We start from the raw sequence: 4,171 nt of genomic DNA, 5'->3' as shown, positions 1-4,171 counted from the left end.
TACATTTCCACCATGCTGTTCAAAAAACACTCTTGAAAGATCAACACGCCCTAGTTAAATTAACATTAATAAAGCGTACAGTAGATAATTAATTTATACTTATCTTAATGTTTAGGTTGATCTATTTTAAAGTTAGATCGTTAATATTACTGACTTGTAGAGCTATTATTTAAAGTTTGTTTTGTTGTTGAGAAATCAATGAAACTTTTTAATGAAAAATAAGTCAATTAGTTAGTGATAAATGGTTGTTGTTAATCCGAGAGAGAAAATGAAAATATTTAACGTTTTATTAGTAAGTTGTTTGTTTGTTGCTACGCCATGGGTAAGTGCGAGTAATTTACCAGAAAAAGCACATGTATCTGTTTCAGGCATCGCTAAAATTCTGGTAAAACCAGATACAGTGAAAATAGAATTCCAATCAATTGCTGTTGAAAACGATAGCGATGATGCAAAGCGAGAAGTCGATAAACAAGTACAACAAATTCTTTCTAAGTTACAAAAGGGTGGTTTTGACCAAGCGCTATTAAAGCGTGCAGATATTCAAATGCGTCCTGAGTATGAATATATTGAGAAAAAACGTACACCTGTCGGTGTTAAAGCGACACGTAATTTAAGTTATCAATTGGGCGATGTAACTAAAGTAAATGAATTTTTACAAATTTTGGTTAAGAGCGATATTTCTAGTATTGGTCAAATTAATTATGCCTTAAAAGAACCGGTTCAATGGCAGTTAAAAGCACGTGATCTCGCGGTGAAAGACTCAATTAATAAAGCGAAAGGGCTCGCTAAAAGTTATCAAGCAGCTTTAGGTGATGTGTACTCTATTAATTACCAAACTAATAATGCACAGCCTGTCTTGATGCGTATGGTGGAGAGTGACCAGATGGTGCCTAGCTATCAAAATAATGAAATTACCATTACTGAGCAAGTTAATGCGGTTTTTTTATTAAATCATTAAAAAACACTGATATTTAACCGTTTACTATCAGACTTTAAGTGCAGCTGCTTAAGATCATTGGGTAAAAAAAGTTGCTGTAAATAGGTTATGAAATCAGTGCATTGCAGTGCAGAAAAACTGGTTTCAACACTTAAATAAGTACTTAGCTGTTCAGGCGTTAAATGAATGGCTAAATAATTTTCACCGCAAATTGCATTCAATGAATAGCCTTTTGGTTCAAAGCTAAAATGGTCAATTATTAGATCATCAAAAAAGACGTCGAGCTTTAACTTTTCTAGGATTTGTTGTTTATCTAAGGTTTCAGTTTGTAACTGCGTCGCTAGCTTGCCATTTAATCCATGCAACATATAAATACTTTGTGTTGTAATATTCTTTTCTGATATTTCCCCGAACACAAACAAATCACCTTGGTAATTGTCTCTCCAGTGTTGTTGCTGGCCATTAAACTGTTTTTCTAATAACAAGGTGTCTTGTTGAAAGTTAGAGCTCTGCAGTTGCGGTTTCAGCGCTTGATGGCGTTGGAAAATCAGTGTACTTATTTGTTGCTTAGTCAATTCTTGTTGAAGAAACAAAGCAGCTTTTACTAATTGTGTATTACCACAGGTGATCAATAACAGTTTATCTTGCCAAACAAATAAGCTCGATTCTGACAACAAGTAAGCTTTGAGTTGAGTGTTTTGAATACTTGATAATATTTCAGCGCCGCAGTTCACAACTAACTGTTGCCAAAAGCCATCGTCAAAATCAAATAAGTTAAGGCTTTTAGTGCAGATTAATAAACGTTTCTCAGTCCCTTCGTAAAACATCTAATTAACCTTTTCTACTGCGTTAACCTTAAGGTTAAACTGAAATTGGTAAGTCATTATTTATCTATATAATAAAATCATCAGGAGCGCAGTCTAACGTATTCTTATGGTTTTGTTAAAATAGTTAAAGCGTGTTGATGATTGGAGACGCCTCACTCTATTTATAAAATACTTTTAGGCACTACTATTCTAGATTTAACTTTTAAACGCTTAGTTAAATCTACTTTATGGTCAGGGTTCCAATCTAATGTCACTTCCCAAGCATTTTCAGGCTGAATTTCAACGAGCATGGCTGCTTTCACTTTCTTAGCAATCGCTGACGAGGGAATGATGACAACACTTTCCGTGTTTAAATTGGCGCTACGGGGGTCTAAGTTAAAGGTACCAATGACAGTTAAATTGTCATCAATTACCATTGATTTAGCATGTAAACCAAATATAGGAGCCTGCTCTAATTGTTTGGACATTTCTTGTGACATGACTTTTTGTCTTATTTGGGCATCAGGTTTAAATTCATAGATGCTAACGCCAGTCTTTAGTAAAGCATCACGATCTCTTTGATAGCCGCTAAAAGCTTCTAAGTTATCGTTTGAAGCGAGGCTGTTGGTTAATATTTTTACCTCTACTCCACTATCAACTAAGGTTTTTAAAATGCCTTTACTTAAATCGGTGGTGATCAAATAAGGTGTTTGAATAGTGACTGATTTCTTCGCTTGCGTAATTAATGCAATTAACTTGCTGGTTGCGATACCACCTCCGCCTAAAAAGACCTCTCCATCATTTTTACCAGGTGCATCTGAAACGTATTCAATGTTATCTAACCAATGAACATCACCATCATCCACTGCTTTTTTAAAGGCGGCTGGCATTGCTTCTATTTGCGCTCTGACTTCAGGTAAAAAATTTGTAGGGTTACAGGCGTATTGATGGAGTTTTTGAAAGTTGGGCGCTTCTTTTTGAAGTGCTTCTTCAGTTGCTTTATCTGCTAATAAATCGGTAACAGGGACGCTTAAACTATGCTGCCAAAATTCATTAAATGATTGCTCAATATTATTAGCTGTTGGGCCTATTAATAATGTATCTCTATCTCTAAAGTTATATTCATGATCATAACCAAAATATTCATCTGCAACATTCCTTCCACCAGTAATAGAAACGGCACTATCAACGGTAAAGGTTTTATTATGCATACGCTGATTAAAGGCATGAAAATCAGTGACTAAGTTAGTGAGTTTTTGTACGATATTTTTACCGGTATTCACAAGCGGGTTATAAATTTTAATAGTAATATTTGGGTGTGCATTGAGTATTAATAGCTCATCACCTTTAGCATCTAACATGATGTCATCAACTAATATCCGTACTTTAACGCCACGTTCAGCCGCTCTAACCAAATAATCGATAGCTAATAAACCAATGTTATCCGCAGAGAATATAAAATATTGCACATCAATTGTTTTTTCTGCATGTTCACTTAACCAAGCTCTTGTGAACATCGCTTCTGTGCCTTGCTCTAAGACATAAACACCGGTTTTCCCACCTTCGATATAGTGAGAGTAGGGTGCAAGTTGCTCAGTGAGCGTAGTGCTCTTCTGAAAGCTAATATCTTTACAGTAATCTTCGCTATCGTTAGAAAACCTTTCTGGCGCAGGCGTGCATGCAGAAAGAAATAATAGGCTAAGTACTAATGTGACTATTTTAAAAGTATTAATATTGCATCGCTGTGTTAATTGATTCAATTGCTTTCCCTGCTTGATAATTACCATCATATAGTTCATAGGACTGATATAAGTCTTGTTAGTTGCTAATGTTAATGACTAATCTTGCTTATTAATGTTATCTGCTAATAAGCGCACTAACTGTTTTGATTTAGAATTTAAATAATAACAAAACTAAAGGCTGGCTATCGAATTTTATCAATGGGCTCTAATTTATCTTTTTTTATAACTTTAGCTTTTAATAGTTTCATTGCTTTTTTGATGTAGCAGGGGAGTTTTATTGTGAGGTTCTTCTATCTCTGAGTTTAAACTAAAAGCTAAACCAAGGACTCATCCGTTTTAGATACAAAAAAGCCATAATTAAATTAATAATTGTGGCTTAGGAATCGTTACAAAATAACTTGCGCTAAAGTGTTTCCAAAAAGCCTTAAATGACTGGCTATTTTGAAAACAAAAGCGCAAATAATGTTGAAGCCGATTCGTTAATGATGGTGCTTTGTCTCGAGGGTTTAAATAAAGAGTTAAACCAAGGACTTTCCGCGCAAATACAAAAAAGCCACAATTAAATTAATAATTGTGGCTTAGGAATCGTTACAAAATAACTTGCGCTAAAGTGTTTCCAAAAAGCCTTAAATGACTAGGGCGTGTTGATCTTTGGTGCTCAATAATTACTCTGCATGCATAGGGAG

The 4,171-nt window shown here is 34.7% G+C and carries 3 protein-coding genes; 1 reads left to right on the top strand and 2 read right to left on the bottom strand.

Features of this window, described 5'->3' with window-relative positions:
• The first annotated feature begins 268 nt into the window (after nt 1–268).
• The gene (locus tag V6255_RS17830) at nt 269–958 is read left to right on the top strand and encodes an SIMPL domain-containing protein (protein ID WP_341629355.1); all 690 of its coding nucleotides are present in this window, start codon (nt 269–271) and stop codon (nt 956–958) included.
• Here V6255_RS17830 and V6255_RS17825 read toward each other — a convergent pair.
• Both V6255_RS17825 and V6255_RS17820 read right to left on the bottom strand, forming a co-directional pair.
• Nucleotides 955–1,764: an S-adenosylmethionine decarboxylase gene (locus V6255_RS17825; RefSeq protein ID WP_341629354.1), complete on the bottom strand. Its 810-nt coding sequence runs from the start codon at nt 1,762–1,764 to the stop codon at nt 955–957. The two genes, V6255_RS17830 and V6255_RS17825, sit on opposite strands and share 4 nt — an antisense overlap.
• Nucleotides 1,765–1,925: 161 nt before the next feature.
• Complete coding sequence (locus V6255_RS17820; protein ID WP_341629353.1) at nt 1,926–3,503, bottom strand: phospholipase D family protein; 1,578 nt, start codon at nt 3,501–3,503, stop codon at nt 1,926–1,928.
• Nucleotides 3,504–4,171: the final 668 nt, after the last annotated feature.

It is taken from the genome of Psychromonas arctica, assembly GCF_038155225.1.
In the GTDB taxonomy this organism is placed as follows: domain Bacteria; phylum Pseudomonadota; class Gammaproteobacteria; order Enterobacterales; family Psychromonadaceae; genus Psychromonas; species Psychromonas arctica_B.
This window is presented reverse-complemented; position numbering and strand designations above follow the sequence as displayed.

What these genes read in the sequence shown, in the direction of transcription:
- V6255_RS17825 (WP_341629354.1), bottom strand. Translation starts at nt 1,764, where the DNA reads ATGTTTTACGAAGGGACTGAGAAACGTTTATTAATCTGCACTAAAAGC.
- V6255_RS17830 (WP_341629355.1), top strand. Translation starts at nt 269, where the DNA reads ATGAAAATATTTAACGTTTTATTAGTAAGTTGTTTGTTTGTTGCTACG.